15 protein-coding genes and 1 riboswitch are annotated in these 15,871 nt (G+C 65.5%); of the genes, 2 read left to right on the top strand and 13 right to left on the bottom strand.

Translation table 11 applies throughout. The features are described 5' to 3' along the window. Positions 1-235: 235 nt before the first annotated feature. The 5 genes from ACO06P_RS24325 to ACO06P_RS24305 are packed head-to-tail and all read right to left on the bottom strand — an operon-like array spanning position 236 to position 4,681. The gene (locus tag ACO06P_RS24325; RefSeq protein WP_420347805.1) at positions 236-694 is read right to left on the bottom strand and encodes a hypothetical protein; all 459 of its coding nucleotides are present in this window, start codon (positions 692-694) and stop codon (positions 236-238) included. Further along, positions 691-1,926 carry an agmatinase family protein gene (locus ACO06P_RS24320; protein WP_420347804.1) on the bottom strand — a complete coding sequence of 412 codons (1,236 nt, stop codon included), beginning with the start codon at positions 1,924-1,926 and terminating at the stop codon, positions 691-693. The genes ACO06P_RS24325 and ACO06P_RS24320 overlap by 4 nt, the downstream gene beginning before the upstream one ends. Continuing rightward, positions 1,913-2,734: an ABC transporter ATP-binding protein gene (locus ACO06P_RS24315; protein ID WP_420347803.1), complete on the bottom strand. Its 822-nt coding sequence runs from the start codon at positions 2,732-2,734 to the stop codon at positions 1,913-1,915. Before ACO06P_RS24315 ends, ACO06P_RS24320 begins: the two co-directional genes overlap by 14 nt. Then, positions 2,731-3,552, bottom strand: a complete 822-nt coding sequence (locus ACO06P_RS24310) for an ABC transporter permease (protein WP_420347802.1) — start codon at positions 3,550-3,552, stop codon at positions 2,731-2,733. The genes ACO06P_RS24315 and ACO06P_RS24310 overlap by 4 nt, the downstream gene beginning before the upstream one ends. A 28-nt stretch (positions 3,553-3,580) precedes the next feature. Next, complete coding sequence (locus ACO06P_RS24305; protein WP_420347801.1) at positions 3,581-4,681, bottom strand: putative urea ABC transporter substrate-binding protein; 1,101 nt, start codon at positions 4,679-4,681, stop codon at positions 3,581-3,583. 93 nt (positions 4,682-4,774) lie between these two features. Then, positions 4,775-4,880: riboswitch (guanidine-I (ykkC/yxkD leader) on the bottom strand. A gap of 425 nt (positions 4,881-5,305) precedes the next feature. Between ACO06P_RS24305 and ACO06P_RS24300 the strand changes: the two genes are divergently transcribed. Next, positions 5,306-6,196 carry a substrate-binding domain-containing protein gene (locus ACO06P_RS24300; protein WP_420347800.1) on the top strand — a complete coding sequence of 297 codons (891 nt, stop codon included), beginning with the start codon at positions 5,306-5,308 and terminating at the stop codon, positions 6,194-6,196. A gap of 38 nt (positions 6,197-6,234) precedes the next feature. Here ACO06P_RS24300 and ACO06P_RS24295 read toward each other — a convergent pair whose 3' ends face one another. Further along, positions 6,235-7,056 carry a molybdate ABC transporter substrate-binding protein gene (locus ACO06P_RS24295; RefSeq protein WP_420347799.1) on the bottom strand — a complete coding sequence of 274 codons (822 nt, stop codon included), beginning with the start codon at positions 7,054-7,056 and terminating at the stop codon, positions 6,235-6,237. A 14-nt stretch (positions 7,057-7,070) separates the two neighbouring features. Between ACO06P_RS24295 and ACO06P_RS24290 the strand changes: the two genes are divergently transcribed. Beyond that, positions 7,071-7,718, top strand: a complete 648-nt coding sequence (locus ACO06P_RS24290; protein ID WP_420347798.1) for a class I SAM-dependent methyltransferase — start codon at positions 7,071-7,073, stop codon at positions 7,716-7,718. A gap of 7 nt (positions 7,719-7,725) precedes the next feature. Here ACO06P_RS24290 and ACO06P_RS24285 read toward each other — a convergent pair whose 3' ends face one another. From ACO06P_RS24285 to ACO06P_RS24255, 7 genes are all read right to left on the bottom strand, one after another. Next, entirely contained in the window at positions 7,726-8,553 is an 828-nt protein-coding gene (locus ACO06P_RS24285; protein ID WP_420347797.1) for a substrate-binding domain-containing protein, read from the bottom strand. A 32-nt stretch (positions 8,554-8,585) separates the two neighbouring features. Continuing rightward, positions 8,586-9,344, bottom strand: coding sequence for an ATP-binding cassette domain-containing protein (locus ACO06P_RS24280; protein ID WP_420347796.1), 759 nt, complete (start codon positions 9,342-9,344; stop codon positions 8,586-8,588). Further along, a complete protein-coding gene (locus tag ACO06P_RS24275; protein ID WP_420347795.1) occupies positions 9,337-10,044 on the bottom strand; it encodes an ABC transporter permease in 708 nt (235 codons plus the stop codon). The genes ACO06P_RS24280 and ACO06P_RS24275 overlap by 8 nt, the downstream gene beginning before the upstream one ends. A gap of 235 nt (positions 10,045-10,279) precedes the next feature. Further along, entirely contained in the window at positions 10,280-11,923 is a 1,644-nt protein-coding gene (locus ACO06P_RS24270; RefSeq protein ID WP_420347794.1) for a Na/Pi cotransporter family protein, read from the bottom strand. A gap of 202 nt (positions 11,924-12,125) precedes the next feature. Further along, the gene (locus ACO06P_RS24265) at positions 12,126-13,703 is read right to left on the bottom strand and encodes an ABC transporter permease (protein WP_420347793.1); all 1,578 of its coding nucleotides are present in this window, start codon (positions 13,701-13,703) and stop codon (positions 12,126-12,128) included. Beyond that, a complete protein-coding gene (locus ACO06P_RS24260) occupies positions 13,700-14,740 on the bottom strand; it encodes a quaternary amine ABC transporter ATP-binding protein (protein ID WP_420347792.1) in 1,041 nt (346 codons plus the stop codon). Before ACO06P_RS24260 ends, ACO06P_RS24265 begins: the two co-directional genes overlap by 4 nt. 68 nt (positions 14,741-14,808) lie before the next feature. Further along, positions 14,809-15,765 carry a glycine betaine ABC transporter substrate-binding protein gene (locus tag ACO06P_RS24255; protein WP_420347791.1) on the bottom strand — a complete coding sequence of 319 codons (957 nt, stop codon included), beginning with the start codon at positions 15,763-15,765 and terminating at the stop codon, positions 14,809-14,811. Positions 15,766-15,871 lie beyond the last annotated feature (106 nt).

Below are 15,871 nucleotides of genomic sequence, written 5' to 3'. Positions count from 1 at the left end.
GCTTCCACGTGATCTTCGCCAGTTCTCTGACGAGCGCCTCCGGCCCTGCGCCACCGGCCAATCCCTTGACCCCCTCTGCGACAGCGCCTATGGGCACTGGTGCGGATCGCAAGCTCCGCTAGAGGCTGATGTTGCACACCTGAGGCCTCTCGGCCTCCAGGTGCCCGCGGGTGCCTGGAGGCCACCAGCCCGCGCCGCGGCGTGCCCTCTCCCCTATGCCTTCCCTCTGTGCCGCTTACTCCTTGTCTTCAAGCAGTCGGATCATTTCCCTCAGGTCGACATCGCGCCGTTCCCGCAGCGAGACGTAGACGAAAACCATGGTGGCGCGCTCCCGGATCATGTTTGCCGGGAACGGCAGGTAGACCAGATGGTCGGCGTTGAACGCCGGTGAAGCGGTTGCCACCTGATAGGCGTAGCGCAGTTCCACATCGACGAGACGCAGGACCGATCCGTCGGCGCCATGCAGGTGTTGCGGAATGCGCGCCATGCGCAGAAAGCTCGCCTTGTCCTCGGCGGCGTCGAACCCCTCCATCAGCGCATCGGCCAGCAGGTCCTCGTCGCCGCGCGGCTGGCCCGGCACCGCCGCATGCGGTCCGTCGTGCAGGTGGGAGTGCAGGTGCTCATGATCCGGCGGGTGGTTGTGGCCCTGCGGATGGTTATGGCCCGGCGCGTGGCTGTTGTGGCGGGCGCTCATGCGGTCCCCCCCTCCACAGCGGGAGTCATGGGTTTGTCGATGAGGGCTCGGTGGGCACCCAGCTTGCCGTGGGCCACCAGGGTCCCCAGCACGTCTACCATCACACGCGTCGCGAAGAGCGAGGTGATGTCGGAGGTGTCGTAGGGCGGCGAGACCTCTACCACCTCCATGCCGCAGATCCCCTCGGCGGCCACCTTGCTGACCAGGCTGAGAGCCTCGCGCGGCAGAAAGCCCCCGGGCTCCGGCCAGCCGGTGCCGGGCACGAAGCCGCAGTCCACGGAGTCGATGTCGAAGCTCAGGTAGACCGCATCCGCCCCCGCCCAGGCAGTCTCCAGGGCGATCTCGGCGACCTTGTCGAGGCCCAGCTTCTCAACATCGGCCATGGAAATGATGGTGGTATCGCGCTTGCGCGCCTCCACCACCGCCTCGCGGGGCACCTGCCAGCCGCCGATTCCGATCTGCACCAGGTTGGTCGCCGGCACGTTCTCCAGGTTGGTGGCATGAAACCACGGGGTGGTGTGCATCCGCTCGTCCAGGTCCTTCTCCTGGATGTCGGCATGGCGGTCGAAGTGGATGATGCCGATGCGCTTGGAAGTGCACTGCGCGATACCGCGCACGGTGGCGAAACCGATGGAGTGATCGCCGCCCATGATCAGCGGCAGGGCGCCGGAGGAGAACACGTGGGAGACGGCGCGGGAAATCTGGTCGAAGGTCTTTTCGATGTTGGCCGGGATGGTGAACACGTCGCCGACGTCGCAGAGCGTCATCTGTTCGCGCAGGTCGACTCCCATCTCGTAGTTGTAGGGCGTGTAGAGCGCGGAGATGCGGCGGATACCCTGCGGCCCGAAGCGGGTGCCAGGGCGATAGGTGGTGCCGCCGTCGAAGGGTACGCCCATCACCGCTGCGTCGTAGCCGCCGACCTTGGCCACGTCCTCGATATAGGGAGCCTTCAGGAAGGTGTTGATGCCGGCATAGTGCGGCAGTTCGCCCCGGGCGAAGGTGGAGATGCCCCGGTCCTCGATGCTGTCCGCCGCCGCCAGGCCGACCTTCACCGCCCACTGCCGCTCCTTCTGCCAGCCGTCCTCCGGCAGATCGGCCTCCTTCAGGGCCGAGCGCCAGCCCTGGAGCTGCATCTTGTCGAAGTCCGGGTGGTGGTGGCGCCGGCTTCCCGGCACGGGCGCCGCGGCGCCGGCCGCTTTGGTGGCGCGCCGGCGGTTATCAGTGCAAAACATCAAGAGATCCTTTGTTCCCAGGCAGGCGTTGATTGTTGTCGTGCTTGCTCCCGCTCACAGCGGCAGCGACGCCGTCAGGCAGCGTTCGGCGGTCCTTCAGCGGCAGGTCGTAGGTGATGGTTGCGCCGTAAGCCTCCGGCGCATGGGGGTCCCAGCGCAGCTTGTCGAAGACGAGCAGGCGCGTGCCGAGCTTGAAGCCCTCCTTCAGGTCGTGCGTGACCATGAAGATGGTCATCTTCTCTTCCTGCCAGAGCGACAGGATGATTTCGTGCATGCGCGCCCGCGTGCCGGGATCGAGAGCGCCGAAAGGCTCGTCCAGCAGCAGGACCTTGGGCCGCGGCATCAGGGCCTGGGCAATGGCGAGGCGCTGCTGCATGCCACCGGACAGGGTCTTCGGATAGGCGTCGCGGGCATGGGCGAGGCCGACACGCTCCAGCAGGTGTTCGGCCTGCGCCATGGCGTCGCGGCGGCGTGCACCGAAGAGCCGGCCCCAAAGCTTCGAGGCCCGCAATTCCAGCGGCAGGATCAGGTTTTCCATGACCGTCAGGTGGGGAAAGACCGAGTAACGCTGAAAAACCACGCCACGGTCGGCATCCGGCTCACTGCCGAGCGGCGCCCCGTCCAGTTCGATGACGCCGCGAGTCGGGCGCTCCTCGCTCAGAAGCAGCCTGAGGAAGGTCGACTTGCCGCAGCCGCTGGCCCCGACAATGGTGCAGAACTCCTGGGCCTCGATGTCCAGACTGATGCGTTCCAGCACGGTCTGGGCGCCATAGGTCTGCGAGACGTCTCTGACCGAGATCAGGCTCATGGCTGCTGCTCCCCCGGCAGCCAGCCAAAGGCGCGGCGGGCGAGCAGCCGCAGCAGATAGTCGAGCAGGAAGGCAAGCAGCGTGATCCAGATGACGTAGGGCAGGATGACGTCCATGGCGAGGTAGCGGCGCACCAGAAAGATCCGGTAGCCGAGGCCCTCGGTCGAAGCGATGGCTTCGCTGGAGATGAGGAAGAGCCACGCCGGCCCCAGCGAAAGCCGCAGGGCGCTGACGAGGCGCGGCAGAGTCTGGGGCAGCACGACGCGGGTCACGATCTGCCAGGTGGAGGCTCCCAAGGTCTGCGCCTTCACAAGCTGCTCGCGCGGCAGGCTGCCGACGGCCATGGAGAGATCGCGCACCAGAAACGGCGCGATCCCGATGACGATAAGGACGACCTTGGACAGCTCGCCGAGCCCCAAGACGATGAAGAGGATCGGCAGGATGGCCAGCGGCGGCACCATCGACAGGGCCGCCACCAGGGGCGCGAAGGCGGCGCGCACCAGGGGCAGCAGGCCGATGGCGATCCCCGCGGCCAGCGCGATGCCGGTGGCGATCGCAAGCCCCAGAAAGAGGCGCAGCAGGCTGGCCAGGGTATCCGACCATAAAATGTAGGTTCCCCTGCGTGGATCGGGCTGGAAGGCGAGACGATCGATGGCGGCGGCAAGGCTTTCCGGAGACGGCAGCAGCTTGTCTGCCGGATTGACCGCCAGGCGGGCATCGGAGGCGACCAGGTAGACGGCGACCAGAACAACGAAGGGCAAAGCCCCCAGCAGGATCAGTCCCGCCCGCCCCGGCCGCCGGTTCAGTGCCCGTGCCATGCCGCGCCGCTGGCAAATCCGCCGCGCCTTACAGCATGCCGTCCGCGGCCATGCTCATGAAGCTGGCGTCGAAGCGGAGCTTGGTGTTGCCCTGATCGCCGAGCGTCGCCCCGGAGGGGAATGTCATGCCGACATAGTCCGGACTCGGCGCGCCCTCGCCCAGGATGCCGTGAGCGAAGAGGAACTGACGCACCACGTCCATGGTCTCGACCAGTTCCGGGCTCTTGGCGAAGGCAATCGCCTCGGCGGGCTCGTAGAACATCTTGGTGGTGGCGAGCTGCGCCTCGTAGCCCGCCAGGTCGGTGCCCGACTTCTCGCCCATGAAGGTGCGCGCCGCCTTACCGGCCTCGTCGTCTGCAGACATGATCGCCATGGTCTCGTACCAGGCACCCACAAGCGCCTTGCCGAAGTCCGGGTTGGCATTCAGCACCTCGGTGTTCACCACCATCATGTCGATGATCTCGCCGGGAATGTCGGCAGAGGTGTAGAGCACCTTCGCGCCCGGCTCGGCGGCGATCTCGCTCAGCAGGGGGTTCCAGGTGACAACCGCCTCGACGTCTGCGGTCTTGAAGGCGGCGACCATGTCGGCGTCGGAGGTGTTGACGACGGTGAGGTCGCGCTCCGCCAGCTTCACGCTGTCCAGCGCCCGGGCCAGGAGATAATGGGACACCGAAAGCTCGACCAGGTTGACGTTCTTGCCCTTCAACGCAGCGATGTCGCCTTCGCCCTTCACCACCAGCCCGTCGTTGCCGTTGGAAAAGTCACCGAGGATCAGCGCCGTCGAATCGACACCGCCGCCCGCTGGAATGCTGAGCGCATCCATGTTGGTCATGACGGTACCGTCGAAGGCGCCGGCGGTGAACTGGTTGATGGACTCGATGTAGTCGTTGATCTGCACGACTTCGATTTCGATGCCGTACTTGTCCGCCCACTTTTTCACGATGCCCATCTCGTCGGCGTAGGCCCAGGGCATCCAGCCCACATAAATGGACCACGCGACGCGGAAGCTCTCCTTCTTGGCGGCCTCCGCCGGCTGGCCGGAAGCGGTGAAGACCGCAACACAGAGCGCAGCGATCACCGCTGCGAAGCTGCGCCGCCCAACCCCTCTTTGCGATAGAAACTGCAGCATCCCAAACCTCCTGTTCGATCTCGTTTCTTTGCGTCAGAGGTCGACATCAGGAACGGGAATCACCTGTAAGACGGCCTCAGACCTCTTGCAGTGATCTCCCGGGATTTTGGCCCGCCGTGGCTCCGGATGCGTTGCCCGGAGTGCGCCTCTCGGACCAGACACCGTCACCCAAACGGCCGGAACCCTAGACGCCCTGCATGCACGAACTCAGCAAGCTGCGTGCCAGTCCGCGGTGTGGTGACGATTGCGGCGGAAGTCCGCGCAATTCCTTGACTACAACGAAGCGCCGTATACAAACATTTGTAAAACAATGATAATTTTTGTTTGCCCAGAAATTGATCATGCTCGAGGTGGCGCCTAGAATTTGTGCATTCCAGCAGGCCGCCGAAAGGACCCGCAGCACACGGTTCTGGTCGCTGCCCAAAGACCCGCCGAGGATAGGCCGCCTTGCTTGGCTGACTTTGCCTTTGGGATCGGCGATGCCCTATCATCTGCCGGAGAGGTTCTTCCACTGGCGTTTCTTTCACCCGAGGACACCCGCTTGGTCATCGTTGTTTCCAACCGCCATCGTGGCGCCTGGGCATGAGAGCCTGGGCATGAGAGCCTGGCCATGAGAGCCCGGCCATGACAGAGGGAGAGGCCTCCCCCGCCTTCCTGACCACCAAGGAAGTGGCCGAGTTGCTGAGGGTCAAGGAGCGCAAGGTCTATGACCTCGCCGCCGAGGGCGAGATTCCCTGCCGGCGCGTCACCGGCAAGCTGCTGTTCCCGCGACTGGAACTGGAAGCCTGGCTGACCGGAGGCGCAGGCGCGGCCAAGCCGGCCCCGCAGCGGCCGAATGTGGTCGCCGGCAGCCACGACCCCCTGCTCGACTGGGCCATCCGCGAGTCCGGATCCGGGCTCGCCACCTTCTTCGACGGTTCCCTGGACGGGCTTGAGCGGATCGCCGCCGGCGAAGCTGCTGCCGCCGGTATGCATGTCTTCGAGGCGGCGCGGGACGACTGGAACGTGAACCACGTCGCCGCGAAGCTGGCCGGCCAGCCGGTGGTGGTGGTCGAGTTCGCCCGGCGGCAGCAGGGGCTGATCCTGGCGAAAGGGCTGGAAAAGGACGTACAGGCGCCGGTCGATCTGCGCGGCCGCAAGGTTGTTCAACGCCAGCCGGCCGCCGGCGCGGCGCTCCTGCTGCACCACCTGTTGAAACGCGACGGCCTCTCGGCGGAGGACATCGACTGGCTGCCCGGACTGGCGCGCACGGAAACCGAAGCGGCGGCCTCCGTCGCTGCCGGCGACGCGGAAGCCGCGCTGGGTCTGCAGGCCATGGCGCGTCAATTCGGCCTGCCCTTCCTTGCCCTCGCCGAGGAGCGCTTCGATCTGGTGGCAGACCGCCGCTGCTGGTTCGAACCGCCGATGCAGAAGCTGCTGGCGTTTTGCCGCACCGCAGCTTTCACAGAGAAGGCCCGCTGCCTGGGCGGCTACGATGTCAGCGGCTTCGGCCGGGTCCAGTGGAACGGCCCGTAGAAAGAACCGGCACCCTCAAGGGCACCACTTCTCCACGGTCAGTCGCCCGCCGGCAAAGCGCCGCTCTCAAAGCCATAGCCGGCCAGCTGTTCCTGGCCTTGCGGCGAAGGAATATACATCGCCAGCCGCCAGGCGCCTTCCGGCGCGCCGTCAAGCACCAGAAGGCCGTAGTCCGCACCCACCGCGAGCAGGGCCGGCAGCGCGATGATCCGCAGGCCGGGCACCTCCTGCTGTGCCAGGACCGCATTGGTGCAGTAGGTCAGAAAAAGGTCGGCCTGCCCGGACTCCATAACCCAGCCATAGAGGTTCCGGCCTTGCGGCGCCTCGGCGCTGTCCGGACCGCCGGTCAGCTGCAGCGCCTTGCCCTCGAGGATCGCCTGCGCCCCGCCCCGCAAGCGCTCCGCCTTCGCAAACAGTTCCCAGGCATAGTCGCCGGAAGGATCGGCCTTGGGTGTCGAGGTGCCGAGGCGGACTGCCGGATCGAGCATGACGTCAAGCAGCGTTTCGGTATCTACGGCAAGCCCGCCACGGGCCAGCGCACAAAGCCTGTTGCGGGCAAAAAGCGCGACCGGGCCGCCGCGCCCCGCCGCGTCCAGGGCTTTCGGATGACGCAGGTTGGCCGAGGCAAAGACGTGCGCCCCCTCGCCCGCTTCGATCCGTTGGCGCAGCAGGCCGGAGGGCGCGAAGGTCGTGTCCACGCTCTGGCCGTAGACCTGGGCATAGCGTTCCGCAACATCGCCGAGCGCCGCCTTCAGACTGCCGGCGGCGTAAAGCCGAAGGGGCTGGTCGGCCGCAGCGGTCCCGGTCATGCTGGTCGATAGCAGCGTTGCGAGGACGGCAGCGACAAGAAGTCTGCCCATGAAAGGAGTCCTCCATGGAAGAAAGCGATAGGGAGCGAAAAGAAAGATCGGCGGCACAGCGCTGGGACGCCCGATACGCAGCGGCGGAGGAACCGCTGTTCGGCAGCGAGCCGAACGAATACCTGCGGATGGTTGTGGCGCGTTCGGACTTCCGCGCCCGCAGCGCTCTTTGCCTGGCCGACGGCGACGGACGCAACGCTGCCTGGCTCGCGGGCCAGGGTATGACGGTTACGGCGCTCGACGTCTCCGCGGTGGCCACCGAGAAGGCGCTGAACCTTGACAGGGTGCGCGGCGTGACGGTCGAACGGCTGACCGCCGACCTCGATACCTGGAGCGCCGCGCCCGACCGGAGCTGGGAGATGGTCAGCCTGCTCTACCTGCAGGCGGCATCGGGCACCCGGCTGCGCGCCCTCGAACAGGCGGCGGGGCTTCTCGCGCCCGGAGGATGGCTTGTCGTCGAGGCCTTTTCCAAGGACCAGGCCGCGCATCGGACCATGGGACCGGAGGACCCCGATCTTCTCTACAGTCTGACGGAACTTCATAGCGCTACGCCCGGCTTAGAGGTCGTGGAGGCGCTGGCGGGACAGGTCCGCCTCGAAGAAGGACGGCGGCATCGCGGCATCGCGCATGTCGTGCGCTTTGCCGCGCGCCGTCCGGACTGACCGCTGCTTAGCTCATCCGGGCGTTGGGAAAGAACAGCTGCTGACCGTCGCGGGTGTAGTCGGCGATGGCGGACTGGCCTTCGTCGGAGAGGATCCAGTCGATGAACGTCTGACCCATCCCGGACTTCACGTTGTCGCAGCGCTCCGGGTTCACCAGGATCACACCGTACTGATTGAAAAGGCGCGTATCGCCCTCGACGACGATCCGGTGGTCCTGCTTGTTGCCGAAGGCGATCCAGGTGGCGCGGTCGGTCATGGTGTAAGCGCCCATCCCGACGGCAATGTTCAGGGTCGCCCCCATGCCGGAGCCGGTCTCCCGGTACCAGGTGCCGCTGGCGGCGCCGGGATCGACGCCGGCTGCCTTCCAGAGCGCCAGTTCCTTCTTATGGGTTCCGGAATCATCGCCGCGTGACGCAAAGATCGCCTCCGAGTCCTCTATCCGGGCCAGCGCCTCGGCCACATCGGTACCACCGCCGATCCCGGCCGGATCGGCTGCCGGGCCGACGACGACGAAGTCGTTGTACATGACATCGGCGCGGCTGACGCCATAACCCTCGGCCACGAACTTTTCTTCCGAAGCTTTGGCATGAACCAGCAGCACATCGCCGTCGCAGTTGCGCGCGTTCTTGATCGCCTGGCCGGTCCCGACCGCGACGACCCGCACCTCGATGCCGCTTGCCTCCTGAAACTGCGGCAGCAGATGGTCGTAGAGACCGGAGTTCTGGGTCGACGTGGTCGACTGCACGATGATGAAGTCTTCGGCCAAGGCCGTGGTTGCGGGAAGGGCGGTGGCTGCGAACAGGGCGACTGCGAACTTAAGGGCTCTCACCTGCATGGACCTCTCTCCTCAAAGGACGGATTTGCGTTCTACAGAAGCAGCTCGCCGGCAAGATAGGCGTGCGCCTCGGGGGTGCGGGGATTGTGAAAAAAAGCGGCAGCCGGTGCCGATTCGTGCAGCCGGCCCTTGTGCAGAAAGCACACCGTGTCGGCGAGGCGCTGGGCCTGACCGGCCTGGTGGGTGACGAGGACCACACTGACGCCGTCGTCCACCGCGCGCCGGATCAGGGCCTCGATGGCCGCCGTCGCCTGGGGATCGAGGCTTGCCGTCGGTTCGTCGAGAAGCAGAACCTTGGGCTCGGCGGCCAGGGCGCGGACCATGGCGACACGTTGCTGTTCGCCGCCGGAAAGCACCCGCGCCGGCCGTTCCGCCAGCTCCGTGAGCTGGCCGAGCGCAAGGAGTTCGGCCAGACGGGCGGCGCGCTCGCCCCGGGGTGTCCCATAGGTGCGCAGAGCGTGATCCAGGTTGGCACGCACGGAGCGGCGCAGCAGCACCGGCTTCTGAAACACGAAGGCGATTTCAGGCTGGGCCAGAAGACCGGCGGCGAAACGAAGCCGACCACTCGTCGGCTCGACGAGCTGGGCGATGAGCCTGAGCGCCAAGCTCTTGCCGGCGCCGTTGGGGCCCATGACGGCGGTGACGCCCCGCGCCGGTACCGTCATGCTGAGGCCGTCGATCAGCCGCTTGCCGCCGCGCTCCAGAACCAAGTCCTCCAGCACGATCGCCGGCGGCCCGGCGGGCCCCGGCCGGCAAGGATCACAAAGCGGCATCACGGCGGCTTCAGGCATAGGCCAGCCGCTCCGCCGTGCGCCGCAGGCCCAGAAGGCCGGCGTTGATGAGAATCGAAAGGCACACCAGGATGATGCCGAGGCCGAGCGCCAGCGCCAACTCGCCCTTGGAGGTTTCCAGCGCGATGGCTGTCGTCATCACCCGGGTCACATGGGCGATGTTGCCGCCGACGATCATCACCGCGCCGACCTCCGCCAGGGCGCGCCCAAGCCCGGCCAGGGCGGCCGTGAGCAGAGAGTAGCGGGCGTCCCAGAGCAGCGTCGCCACGGTGCCGAGGCGGCCGCTGCCCATGGAGCGCAGCAGTTCGTCGTACTCGCCGTGCAGATCCTCGACCACCTGGCGCGTGAGGGCGGCAACGATGGGCGTCACCAGGATCGCCTGGGCGATGATCATCGCCGTCGGCGTATAGAGCAGTTGCAGCACCCCCAGCGGCCCGGCGCTGGAAAGCATGAGGTAGACCCCCAGGCCGACCACCACAGGCGGCAGCCCCATCAGGGCGCTGACCACAACAATCAGGAGGCCGCGTCCCGGAAAGCGGCCGACGGCGAGCAGCGCGCCCAGAGGCAGGCCGAGCAGGCAGGCAATGGCCACCGCCGAGAAGGTGACGCGCAGCGACAAGCCGATGATCTCCACCAGCTCTGCATCCAGCCCGACAATGAGCGCAAACGCCTCCGCGAAGGCGGCCCAGAAATCCTGCATTCCCTCAACCCGATCGGTCTTCGCAATTTATGCGTTCTTATGCATTTTATGTCTTTTTCTCCGGAAAGAACAAGAGTCTTCGCAGGATCTGGACAGAGGCTGCACGGGCAGAGGGCCGGCCCTCTTCACCCCGGGGGCCCGGAAATGCCGGCTTCGGTCCGTTTCAAAGGGCAGCGCGATGCGGCCAGGCCTGCAGTGCGGAGAGACCTCGGTGCCGGCTCAAGGGCGGCAAGGATCAGGCGCGCTTGCGCTCCAGCCAGCGGGGCTCCTCGGTGGTCAGGACCTCGTAGGCAATGGCCGTGATGTGGGAGTTGATGCGCTTGAGGTCGCGGACCACGTCGATGTGCAGGCCTGAGGTTTCGATGCTTTCCACCCGACCGCGGCGCAGGCGATTGAGATGAGCCTCGCTGGCTTCCTGTTCCAGCTCGCGAAACTCCCGCTTTTCGTTCACGAGCTGCTGGGCGGTGGCGGGGTCCCTGGTGACGAACGATCCCAGGGCCAGTTGCAGATGATCAGCGACGCGCGCATGAAGGTCCAGCAGCTCGCTCCAGCCCTCCTCCGAGAAGGACAGCTTCTTGCGACTCTTCTTCTGAGCGCTCTTGCGCAGGTTCTTGCTAATGATGTCGCCGATGTGTTCGAGGTGCGTGGTGAAGGACAAGAGCTCGCTGCAGCTGCGGCTTGACGCCTCGTCCAGGGGTTCGCTGGAAAGCTCGGTCAGATAGAGCTTGATCGCTTCATGCAGTTCGTCGAGCTGATCGTCCATCTCGCCCAGCTCGTCAACGACGCTCTGCCCCTGCGGCTCGAAAGCATCGGTTACCTTGCTCAGCATCTGTTCGGTGATGTCCGCCATGCGCAAGGCCTCGCGCTTGGCGCAGGCCAAGGCCAGCTGCGGAGTCTGGGCGGCCTCCTTGTTCAGGTAGCGCGGTCCGGCCTCGCCCTCTTCCTCGCTTGCCGGCAGCAGACGCTCGGTCAGCTTCGCCATGACATGGACGAAGGGCAACCCGATCAGCAGCACGGCGGCGCAGAAAAGGCTGTGAAAGTTCGCGATCTGGCGTGCGGGATCGGACCCCAGCTCGCCGATCAACGGCGTGATCAGCCCCAGGAACGGCAGGACCGCCGCCACGCCGAGCACCCGGAACAGGAGATTGCCCAGGGGAATGCGCCGGCTCTCGTTGCTGCTGCGCAGGGTCAGAACCATCGGGATGATGCCGGAGCCGATGTTGGCGCCCAAGACCAGGGGGAAAGCCACCGCCGGCTGCAGCAGCCCGCCGGCGGCAAGGCCGACGATCAGCAGGACCAGGGCGACGCTGGAATGGAACAGCCAGGCAAGCAGGGCCCCCAGCAGCACCGCCAGCACGGCCTCGTCGGCAAGGGAAGAGAGCAGGCCTTCCAGGGTCTCGCTCGAGCGAAGCTGATCGGTCGCACCGACCGTAAGGTCAAGAGCGAGCACCATCAGCCCAAGGCCGACCAGCACGCGGCCGATCTGGCGGCGCAGCGGAGCACCGCCGGTCATGAAGCAGAGCACGCCCAGCAACAGCAGGGCCGGAGACAGCCAGTAGAGATCGAAGGAGAGGAACTGGACCACCATGGTCGAGCCGAGGTCGGCGCCCAGCATCAATGCCAGCGCCGGCGCCAGGGCGATCATCCCGCGTCCGGCAAAGGAAACCGCCAGCATGGTGGTGGCGGTGGAGCTTTGCAGGGCGGTGGTCACGCCGAAACCGACCAACGCGGCCGAAGGCGTTGAGCGCGTGGAACGGCCGATCAGGTGGCGGAGCTCTGTCCCGAAGGCGCGCAGCAGCCCGGTCCGTACCATGCGGGTGGACCACAACAGCAACGCCACGCCACCGGCTATGTGAAGCAGAATTTCGTGCCCTGCCAACCTCGATCTCCGGTCCAGCGGCGCTGCCCGCCGCGGCGGAGAGGGCAGACGCCGATGTCCATAACATCAAGACAAGGTTAACAAATGCCTACAGACTGCTATCTGAGCGTGCAATGCCGGGCCCTGCCCTGGCCCCGGGGTTTGTCCCCGGGGCCAGACAGGCGTCACTGGCCGCAGCTTCGCGGACGACCTTTGCGCGACTCTACTTCTGATCGGCGCGGCGGAAGGCGCCCTGAACGATGCGGTCGATCACCATGGCGCAGAACAGAATGGCGAGGCCACCCAGCAAGCCGGAACCTTTGGCAACGTACTGCAGCGCGTCGAGGATCTCCTTGCCGAGGCCGCCGCCGCCGATCAGCGAGATGATCACCACCATGGACAGACACATCAGGATGGTCTGGTTCACGCCCGCCATGATCGACGGAAGCGCCAGGGGAACTTCGACGTCCTTGAGCAACTGCCAGCGGGTAGCGCCGAAGGCGACCGCCGCCTCCTTGATGCTCTCCGGCACGCCGCGCATGCCGAGCGCCGTCAGGCGGATCACCGGCGGCATGCCGAAGATGATGGTGGCCAGAATGCCCGGCGGATTGCCCGTGCCGAAGAAGGCGATAATGGGGATCAGATAAACGAAGGCCGGCAGGGTCTGCATCAGGTCCAACACCGGCTCCGCGCCCTTGTAAGCACGCGCGGACTTACCGAACCAGATGCCAAGCGGAATGCCGACGGTTACACAGATCAAAACCGCAGCGCCCACCAGCGCCACGGTCTCCATGGAAACCTCCCAGAAGCCCAGCAACGCAAGGTATGCGAGGGCAGCCGCCGTGAAAATCGCCACCCGTGGCCCGGCCGCCCGCCAGGCAACGACACAGATCACCACCATGACCACCGGCCAGGGCGTGCCAATCAGGGCCAGAGTCAGGGTGTCAAGCACTGCGCGCACGCCGGCCGTTACACTGTCGAAAACACCGGCACCGGCCTTCGCTGCGGCGTCGATCTGCCGGTCCATCCAATTTGCTGTACCGGAGTAAATCGTCTGATTGTCGGCCGTGAAGAAGATCTGGCTGACTTCCCGCTCCGGAAAGCTGTTCAACACCTCGATCGGACTACTGGCGGTGAACTTGTAGATGGTTAGAGGCGCAATCGCCAAGACAAGAGCGATACCGAGCAGCAGACGTTGGGTGCTGACACCTGATTCGACGCGCTCGGGATCGATGCGCCAGCGCGAGTACTGCTTCTCGTAGATGACATTGCTGTAGAAGCCTTCGACGAGCTTGATCACCAGCAAGAGGACCAGGCCGACCATGAGGATGGTAAAGGCCTCGGCGTTGGCCGCCTCGGCGGCCTGCAGGTTGCGCTCGACGGCGCGCGCCATGTTGCCCGCAAGCGTCTCGAAGCGGCTGGGGTCCTCGCCCGCGGCGCGGGCGGCCTCGGCGCGCTGAGTGAAGTCGGCGGCGCGCTCGCTCTGGCTCGCGGCACGTTCGAGATACTCGGCGCCCGGATTGCCCCAGGCGCCGCGGCCGATCTGCACCCAGGCGATCACCTCCAGGATCAGAAAGCCCCAGAAGAACCCCCAGACGCCCCGCATCGCCGCCCAGATCGGGCCCAGAAGCATGGCCGCAAGATTGAAACCCGTCGGCACCACGCCCGTGGCTTCGTGGATCTTGTGGAAAGCCTCGGCATAGTATTCGCCATTACTGCCGGCGAAGCGGGAGATGGAGGCATCGAGTTCGGCGCGGTCGACCTCGATCTGCGAGGCCGCCGTGACGGTCATATCGGTCATTCCTTACCTCCCTGGATCCCACGCAGCAGTCGCGGCTTGGTCACAACGCCGACGTCGCGGCCATCCTCGGTGATGACGACCGGCAACTCGGTGCCGACGGAGAGATCGATGAGTTCGTCCAGATCGGATTCGGCGGAGGCACGCGGAGCAGCGTCGAGTGCACCGTTGACCTTGTCCAGCGGCTCCATGATGGAGTGAGCCTTGACGAGCTTAAGCTTCGAGATGCCCTGGACGAACTCCCGGACATAGTCGTCCGCCGGGTTGGTCACGATGTCTTCCGGCGTGCCGATCTGCACGATCCGCCCGTCTTTCATGATGGCGATGCGGTGCCCGATGCGGATGGCCTCGTCCAGATCGTGAGTGATGAAAAGCGTCGTCTTCTGAAGCTCCGCGACCAGCGCCTTGAACTGGTCCTGAAGCTGGAGCCGGATCAGGGGATCGAGCGCGGAGAAAGGCTCGTCCATCAGAAGGATTTCCGGGTCGGAGGCCAGCGCGCGGGCAATGCCGACGCGCTGCTGCATGCCGCCCGACAGTTCCTTGGGCAGGCGGTCCTCGTAGCCGACCAGGTCGACCAGGGACAGGGTGTGGTCCGAGACCGCCCAGCGCTTGGACTTGGACACGCCGCGGATTTCAAGCGGATAGGCCACGTTGTCGCGCACCGAGCGGTGCGGCATCAGTGCCATGTGCTGGAACACCATGCCGATCTGCTTGGCGCGCACCGCCCGCAGTTCCTTCTCGCCCATTTGGGCGATGTCCCGACCAAGGATCTCGATCCGGCCGGCGGTCGGCTCGATCAGCCGGTTGACATGGCGCACCAGGGTCGACTTGCCCGACCCCGAGAGACCCATGATGCAGAAGATTTCACCGCGGGGAACCGCGAAGTTCGCGTCCGCCACGCCGACGACGCAGCCATAGCGTTCAAGAACTTCGGGCTTGCCGATTCCCTCGCTCTTGACCGCCGCCATTGCCTCGGCAACGGCATCCGGCGGGCCGAAAATCTTCCAGACGTCTTCAACTTTGACAGCGGCTTCGGTCACGGTATGCCCCCCATCCGTGTCGAAGGATGCCGGCCGCCGCAAAGCGGCGACCGGCAGGGATCAGAGGGCTACTGGAGCCAGGACAGAACGGTGTCCTCGTTGGCAGCCACCCACTTCTTGGCGAACTCGGCCGGATCTTCCTTGTTGATCACCAGCGCGTAGCTCATCTCGGTGAGGGCTTCGCCTTCCAGCTTCATATTGGAAAAGAGCTTCGCCACTTCAGGGTGCCTCTCTTCCAGCTCCTTTGAGTAGTGGAGATGGAGCTTGGCACCGTTCCAGGCGGACCCGGCTTCCGACTTCGCGAGCCAGTCCGGATCGTCGGTCGGCTGCACCACGTTCCAGGTGGCAGCATCGTGCGGCGGCTCGTCCAGCGGCGTCAGATCGTGGACCAGGAAGATGTAGTGCGGCGTGTAGCAGAAGCCGATCCAGGGCTTCTTCTCCTTCACCGCGGCATCCAGGTTGGCAAAGGCCAGGGTCTCGTCGATTTCCAACAGCTCGAGAGTCTCGGCATAGCCATAGGACTTCGCGCGGATGCGCTCGACGATGGTCGAGGCCCAGCCGGGCGCACCGATCCAGATCTCGCCGCGGCCGTCACCGTCGCTGTCAAACAGCGCCGCTTTCTCGGGATCGGTCAGATCCTCGATTGTGGTCACACCCAGTTCCTCGGCGACGAAATCCGGAACACACATGCCCTGCTCCGCCGAAATGCCGTTGGGGTTCATGGCGACGGTGCCGGAATCCTTGACGAACTTGTCATGGAGGTTCTGCTGGTTGGGCAGCCAGACCTCCGGATGGGCGTGCATCGAGCCCTTGTCCATGGCTTCGAAGACCACGGGATTGGTGCCGTTCTGCAGTTCGACCTCGAGACCCAGGTTTTCTTCGATCACGACCTTCAGAACGTTGGCGGTCGCATTGACCGACGGCCAGTTCGGCACGCCGATCACAACATCCGCGGCCTGGGCGGCCCCGGCAAAGGTCAGGACGGCGGCAACGCCGACACTTGAGAGCGCTTTGTTCACTTTCATTGCCTCTTACTCCTGCTCATAAGTTTGTTTGTCTTGTACTTGACGTCGGTTGCCCCGATCGTCTGCGTTAACTCAACCCGATCTTATCTCAATTGAGGTGTCCTGC

The sequence above is a fragment of the Pelagibius sp. genome (assembly GCF_965227505.1).
In the GTDB taxonomy this organism is placed as follows: Bacteria; Pseudomonadota; Alphaproteobacteria; order Kiloniellales; family Kiloniellaceae; genus Pelagibius.
The sequence above is the reverse complement of the archived record's forward strand: the minus strand, read 5'-3'. Positions and strand labels throughout refer to the sequence as shown.

What these genes read in the sequence shown, in the direction of transcription:
- ACO06P_RS24325 (WP_420347805.1), bottom strand. Translation starts at nt 694, where the DNA reads ATGAGCGCCCGCCACAACAGCCACGCGCCGGGCCATAACCATCCGCAG.
- ACO06P_RS24320 (WP_420347804.1), bottom strand. Translation starts at nt 1,926, where the DNA reads ATGTTTTGCACTGATAACCGCCGGCGCGCCACCAAAGCGGCCGGCGCC.
- ACO06P_RS24315 (WP_420347803.1), bottom strand. Translation starts at nt 2,734, where the DNA reads ATGAGCCTGATCTCGGTCAGAGACGTCTCGCAGACCTATGGCGCCCAG.
- ACO06P_RS24310 (WP_420347802.1), bottom strand. Translation starts at nt 3,552, where the DNA reads ATGGCACGGGCACTGAACCGGCGGCCGGGGCGGGCGGGACTGATCCTG.
- ACO06P_RS24305 (WP_420347801.1), bottom strand. Translation starts at nt 4,681, where the DNA reads ATGCTGCAGTTTCTATCGCAAAGAGGGGTTGGGCGGCGCAGCTTCGCA.
- ACO06P_RS24300 (WP_420347800.1), top strand. Translation starts at nt 5,306, where the DNA reads ATGACAGAGGGAGAGGCCTCCCCCGCCTTCCTGACCACCAAGGAAGTG.
- ACO06P_RS24295 (WP_420347799.1), bottom strand. Translation starts at nt 7,056, where the DNA reads ATGGGCAGACTTCTTGTCGCTGCCGTCCTCGCAACGCTGCTATCGACC.
- ACO06P_RS24290 (WP_420347798.1), top strand. Translation starts at nt 7,071, where the DNA reads ATGGAAGAAAGCGATAGGGAGCGAAAAGAAAGATCGGCGGCACAGCGC.
- ACO06P_RS24285 (WP_420347797.1), bottom strand. Translation starts at nt 8,553, where the DNA reads ATGCAGGTGAGAGCCCTTAAGTTCGCAGTCGCCCTGTTCGCAGCCACC.
- ACO06P_RS24280 (WP_420347796.1), bottom strand. Translation starts at nt 9,344, where the DNA reads ATGCCTGAAGCCGCCGTGATGCCGCTTTGTGATCCTTGCCGGCCGGGG.
- ACO06P_RS24275 (WP_420347795.1), bottom strand. Translation starts at nt 10,044, where the DNA reads ATGCAGGATTTCTGGGCCGCCTTCGCGGAGGCGTTTGCGCTCATTGTC.
- ACO06P_RS24265 (WP_420347793.1), bottom strand. Translation starts at nt 13,703, where the DNA reads ATGACCGATATGACCGTCACGGCGGCCTCGCAGATCGAGGTCGACCGC.
- ACO06P_RS24255 (WP_420347791.1), bottom strand. Translation starts at nt 15,765, where the DNA reads ATGAAAGTGAACAAAGCGCTCTCAAGTGTCGGCGTTGCCGCCGTCCTG.